Source organism: Streptomyces sp. KLMMK (assembly GCF_036961605.1).
GTDB lineage: Bacteria > Actinomycetota > Actinomycetes > Streptomycetales > Streptomycetaceae > Streptomyces > Streptomyces telluris.
This window is the reverse complement of sequence record NZ_JBAMDC010000413.1, coordinates 1-5,548: the sequence shown is the minus strand read 5'-3', so window position 1 is coordinate 5,548 and position 5,548 is coordinate 1. Positions and strand designations below refer to the sequence as shown.

At 71.8% G+C, this 5,548-nt stretch carries 4 protein-coding genes; 1 reads left to right on the top strand and 3 read right to left on the bottom strand.

Annotation, left to right across the window (positions count from 1 at the left end):
• From mtrB to mtnA, 3 genes are all read right to left on the bottom strand, one after another.
• The coding region (gene mtrB, locus V7793_RS32460; RefSeq protein WP_336013288.1) for an MtrAB system histidine kinase MtrB at positions 1–1,967 on the bottom strand (1,967 nt) is incomplete at its 3' end.
• 1 nt (position 1,968) lies between these two features.
• On the bottom strand, positions 1,969–2,646 hold the full coding sequence (gene mtrA / locus V7793_RS32455) for a two-component system response regulator MtrA (protein ID WP_055539974.1): 678 nt from the start codon (positions 2,644–2,646) through the stop codon (positions 1,969–1,971).
• Between the two features lie 142 nt (positions 2,647–2,788).
• Entirely contained in the window at positions 2,789–3,943 is a 1,155-nt protein-coding gene (gene mtnA, locus V7793_RS32450) for an S-methyl-5-thioribose-1-phosphate isomerase (RefSeq protein ID WP_336013287.1), read from the bottom strand.
• A gap of 565 nt (positions 3,944–4,508) precedes the next feature.
• Between mtnA and V7793_RS32445 the strand changes: the two genes are divergently transcribed.
• A complete protein-coding gene (locus tag V7793_RS32445; protein ID WP_336013286.1) occupies positions 4,509–5,435 on the top strand; it encodes a hypothetical protein in 927 nt (308 codons plus the stop codon).
• Positions 5,436–5,548 lie beyond the last annotated feature (113 nt).

Sequence of the window (5,548 nt, the reverse complement as noted above, 5' to 3'; positions counted from 1 at the left end):
TCCCGGCTTCCCGGGCGCACCACACGGGCACCACTGCCCGGCAGCGCCGCGGGATCCACGGCGGGCACGTTCTTGTTCTGCGGCGGTACGGGCGTCAGCCCGGCGCCCTGCGGCGGCACGCCGCCGGACCGCCCGGCCACGGCCACCGGCACTCCGGCCTCGCTCAGCCCGCGGTTGCGCCGGGAGTCCTCCGGCTCCAGCGGGATCGGCGATCCGCGCAACGTTTCTCCAGCCGTGCCCGGCAGCGTCAGCCGGAACTGCGAACCGCCGCCCGGCTCGCCCCACGCCTGCAGCCAGCCGCCGTGCAGCCGCGCGTCCTCCACGGCGATCGACAGGCCCAGGCCCGTACCGCCCGTGGTGCGGGCGCGCGCGGGGTCGGCCCGCCAGAAGCGGTTGAACACCCGGACCGCCTCGCCGGGCTTGAGACCCACGCCGTAGTCGCGGACGGCCACCGCGACCGCGCCGCCGGCAGCCGCCAGCCGCACGACCACGTCCCGGCCCTCGCCGTGCTCCACCGCGTTGACGACCAGGTTGCGCAGCACGCGCTCCACGCGCCGGGAGTCCGCCTCCGCGATCACCGGCTGCTCGGCGCCCTGCACCAGCAGCTTGCTGCCCTTGCGCTCCGCGAGCGGCAGGGCCCCTTCGATCACGCGGTTGACGACGTCCCGCAGGTCGACGGGCTCGGCCTCCAGGGCCGCGGCCCCCGCGTCGAACCGGCTGATCTCCAGCAGGTCGGCCAGCAGCGACTCGAAGCGGTCGACCTGCCCGTACAGCAGCTCCGCCGAGCGCGCGGTGACCGGATCGAAGTCCTCACGGGCCTCGTGGATGACCTCGGCGGCCATGCGCACGGTCGTCAGCGGCGTCCGCAGCTCGTGCGAGACATCCGAGACGAACCTGCGCTGCATCCGCGACAGCTGCTCCAGCTGCTGGATCTTGACCTGGAGGTTCTGCGCCATCTTGTTGAAGGCCTCGCCGAGGCGCGCGATGTCGTCCTCACCGGTGACCTTCATACGCTCCTGCAAAACGCCCGCCGCCAGCCGCTCGGAGATGCTCGCGGCCATCCGCACGGGCGTGACGATCTGCCGCACCACGAGCCAGGCGATGGCCCCGAGCAGCACGACCACGAACACCCCGGCCGTCGCGAGCGTGCCCTTGACCAGGCTCAGCGACTTCTCCTCCTGGGTGTACGGGAAGAGGTAGTACAGCTGGTACGCCTTGCCGTTGGGGTCGTACATCCGCTTGCCGACGACCAGCGCCGGCTCGCCCTCGTCGGAGGAGTTGTGCTTCACCGACGCGGACTTCCACAGCGCACCGGTCTTGGAGTCCACCTGTTTGCGCAGGTCGGCGGGGATGCTGGCCTCGGGGTCGATGTCACCGGAGGCCCGCGGGCCGCGCGCCCCGGCGGACGTCATGTCGTTGTACCCCAGGTCGCCGTAGGCGAGGTCGCCGCCGCCGGAGCTGAGCGCCACCACGTGGTAGACGCCCTGCCCGCCGCTGGAGAGCTGCTGCACCTGGGCCGTCAGCCAGGCCCCGGGATCGGTGCCACCGCGGCTGCCCGACTGGGCGTCCTGCCCGCGGGTGTCCCCCGCGGTGTCGGCGGCGTCCCGCGCCGCCTTGAAACCGCCCTCGGCCTGGCTCAGCGACGCGTGCCGCTTGGCCTCCAGCAGGCCGTTGCGGACCTGCCCGATGACCACGACGCCGAGCAGCAGCACCACGCCCATGGACATCAGCAGCGTCGTCGCGACGACCCGCAGCTGGATGTTGCGCCGCCACAGGCGCATCGCCGGCAGCAGCGGACGGCGCACCCAGCGCACGTACAGCCTCAGCACCGGGTGGACCGGCCCCGCGGCCGCGCCGTCGGACAGCATCCGCCCGGCCCGCCACAGCCGCCGGAAGAAAGATATGCCGCCCGCCGTCTCGACGGGCCGCCCCACGCCCCGCTCCGGGGCGGCACCGTTGTCCGACATGTCAGCTCGGCCCGGCCTTGTAGCCCACACCACGGACGGTCACCACGATCTCCGGCCGCTCCGGGTCCTTCTCGACCTTGGAGCGCAGCCGCTGCACGTGCACGTTGACGAGGCGGGTGTCGGCCGCGTGACGGTAGCCCCACACCTGCTCCAGGAGCACCTCACGGGTGAAGACCTGCCACGGCTTGCGGGCGAGCGCGACCAGCAGGTCGAACTCGAGCGGCGTCAGTGCGATCGACTGCCCGTCGCGCTTGACCGAGTGCCCGGCCACGTCGATGACCAGGTCGCCTATCGCCAGCTGCTCCGGCGCGGGCTCCTCGGAGCGGCGCAGACGGGCACGGATCCGCGCCACCAGCTCCTTCGGCTTGAACGGCTTGACGATGTAGTCGTCGGCCCCCGATTCCAGGCCGACGACGACGTCGACCGTGTCGCTCTTCGCCGTCAGCATCACGATCGGCACGCCGGACTCGGCGCGGATGAGCCGGCAGACCTCGATGCCGTCCCGGCCGGGCAGCATCAGATCGAGCAGCACAAGATCGGGCTTGACCTCACGAAAAGCAGCAAGTGCCTTGTCGCCGTCCGCTACAAACGACGGCTCGAAACCCTCACCACGCAGCACAATGCCGAGCATCTCGGCCAGTGCGGTGTCGTCGTCGACGACAAGGACGCGTCCCTTCATATCGACATCATCCCATTTTCGCATCCGGTCCATAGAGCCGGGTGACGGAGCTCACCTGGCGCGACTGACACACTTCGGTGTGTCCCGTTGACCCGGGACACCGACAGCGTTCGCCGCCAGGGGTGGACAGTACACGTGCGGATCAGGCCGGCTCACTCCCGGATCCCCGCTGTGACCTGCCGCAGAGCTCCGCCAGCCCCGCCCGGGTCACCGGCGAGACCACTCCGTTCTCCGTGACGACGGCAGTCACCAGTTCCGGTGGTGTGACGTCGAACGCAGGGTTGTACGCCTGCGTCCCCAGGGGAGCCACCGGCACCCCCGTGCCCGGCTCCGCGCCTGCCCCCGGTGGCACGACCGTAAACTCCGTGATCTCGTGCCCCGGGCGCTGCTCCACCTCGATCTCCGAACCCGTCGCCGTACCGAGGTCCACGGTGGTCACCGGGGCCACCACTACGAACGGCACATGGTGATAACGGGCCAGCACCGCCAGCGGATAGCTGCCGACCTTGTTCGCCACGGACCCGTCCGCGGCTATCCGGTCCGCACCGATCAGCACCGCGTCCACCTCGCCCGCGGCGAACAGCGACCCCGCCGCGTTGTCGGCGAGCAGCGTGTACGCCATCCCGGCCCGGGCCGCCTCGTACGCGGTGAGCCGCGCCCCCTGCAGCAGCGGACGCGTCTCGTCCACCCACAGGCGCCTCAGCCGCCCCGCACGGTGTGCCGCGCCCGCCACGGCCAGCGCCGTGCCCTCGCCCCCGGAGACCAGCGCCCCGGTGTTGCAGTGCGTGAGAACCCGGAACCCGCCGCCGGGCACCAGCTCCTCCAGCAGGGCCAGCCCGTGCTCGGCCATCCGCGCACTGGCCTCCGCGTCCTCACGGTGCAGGGCACGCGCCTCCGCGAGCGCGGCCGCGGCGGCCCGGGCGGCCCCGCTGCCGTCCTTCAGGGCCTTCTCGTACGCCCCCAGGGCACGCTGCACCCCGTAGGCGAGGTTCACGGCCGTGGGGCGTGCGTGCGCGAGCAGCTCGGCGGCCTCCACGACGTCGAAGCCCCGGACGGCAGCCAGCGCCACCCCGTACGCCCCGGCGATCCCCAGCAGCGGGGCGCCCCGGACGGCGAGCGTACGGACCGCGTCGACCAGCGCCGGCACATCCGTGCACACCAGCCCGACCTCTTCCGCGGGGAGCCTGCGCTGGTCCAGGACCACGAGCACGGGCCCCTCCGGCGGCTCCTCCCACCTCAGCGCCGGAACGGAGCCGGGCTCGACGGACGCCATGGATGCCGCGAACTGATCAGCCATCCGTCCAGTCTGCCGCTCGTGCCCCGACTATTGAAGGTCGCCTTGGGATTACTCCCCCGTACGAGCTCGCGGGCGGCCCGGATCACCGTGACACGATTGCCGGAAGTCGCTCGCCGCCGAACCGGCGGACGGGCGGGCACTGAGAAGGAGCGAGACGCACATGACTGACTCTCCGGGCCGGACCTCGCCCGGATCCTCCCCGTCCGACGAGCGCGACCCGGCGGCGACGCAGGAACAGACGAAGCCGGAGCAGGCACAGCCGGAGGCGCAGGCAGGGACGCAGGCAGAGACGCAAGCACAGGCTCACGAGCAGCCACAAGGGCAGGCCCAAGGGCAGGAAAGAGCCCAGTGGGCCCAGGAACAGCCGCCACCGGGCGACTGGTCGACCTCTCCCCCGAGCCCGCCCCGGCAGCGCACACGTGCCCGGGCGAACACGTCCTCGGACGCGCCCGGGGCACCGGGTACGCCGGATGCACCGGACCGCCGGGCAGGCCACGGTGGTACGGGGCCGCAGCCGGGCTGGAACCAGTGGGCGGGGGGCCGGCCGCAGGCGCCCCAGCCCGGGGTGATCCCGCTGCGCCCGCTGCAGACCGGCGAGATCATGGAAGGCTCGATCCGCACGATGCGCCTCCACTGGCGCTCCGTCGTCGGCATCTCCCTGACGGTGGCCGTGGCTACGCAGACCGTGGCGACGGTGATCGAGCGGTTGTGGCCACGCGGCACTGAGGAGCTCGACGCGCTCGGCGGGGAGACCCCGCAGACACCGAAGGAACTGGTCGACGCCATAGGCAACGGCCTCGGCAGCCTCGGGGTGGCCTGGCTGCTCAGCCTGGTCGGCTCCATCACCGCCGCGGCCCTGCTCACGGTGATCGTCAGCCGGGCGGTGCTGGGCCGCCCGGTCACCGCCCGGGAGGCATGGCGGAGCGCCAGGCCGCAGCTGGCGCGGATGGCGGGACTGCTCGTCCTGGTGCCGATGCTCCTGGTCGGTGTGTTCGCCGCCGGTATCGTCTGGGGCCTGCTGGCGGCCGCGCTCGGAGCCGAGCAGGCAGGGATGTCGCTCATGGCGCTGGGTGGTCTGGTGTCCATGGTCGTGGCGACCCGGCTCTGGATTCGCTACAGCCTCGCCGCCCCGGCGCTGATGCTGGAGAAGCAGAGCGTGCTCGGAGCCATGCGGCGGTCGGCGAAGCTGGTGCAGGGCGCCTGGTGGCGGGTCTTCGGAATTCAGCTGCTGTCCGTGTTGATCACGCTGCTGGTCAGCCTTATGGCCCAGGCCGTCGTCATCGTCTTCGACGTCCTTATCCATGGTTACGGGGAACAGTCGGCCGCCGACGCGACGGATTGGGCCTCGCTCATTTCCATCGGGATAGCGGCGGTTATCAGCGCCACGATCACTCTTCCGGTCACGGCCGGCATGACGGCGCTGCTCTACATGGACCAGCGCATTCGACGCGAGTCCCTCGACATCGAGCTCGCACGGGCAGCGGGCGAATAAGAGCAATTGAATTGCCGCTGATGCTCGGCTGCGTTTCCTCCGGGGGTTCCTCCTGGGAAATGCAGTCGAGCAGGCGCAGGGGGGAAGGGCCGGGGGGGCAGGAAAGTGTCCTG

What these genes read in the sequence shown, in the direction of transcription:
- mtrA (WP_055539974.1), bottom strand. Translation starts at nt 2,646, where the DNA reads ATGAAGGGACGCGTCCTTGTCGTCGACGACGACACCGCACTGGCCGAG.
- mtnA (WP_336013287.1), bottom strand. Translation starts at nt 3,943, where the DNA reads ATGGCTGATCAGTTCGCGGCATCCATGGCGTCCGTCGAGCCCGGCTCC.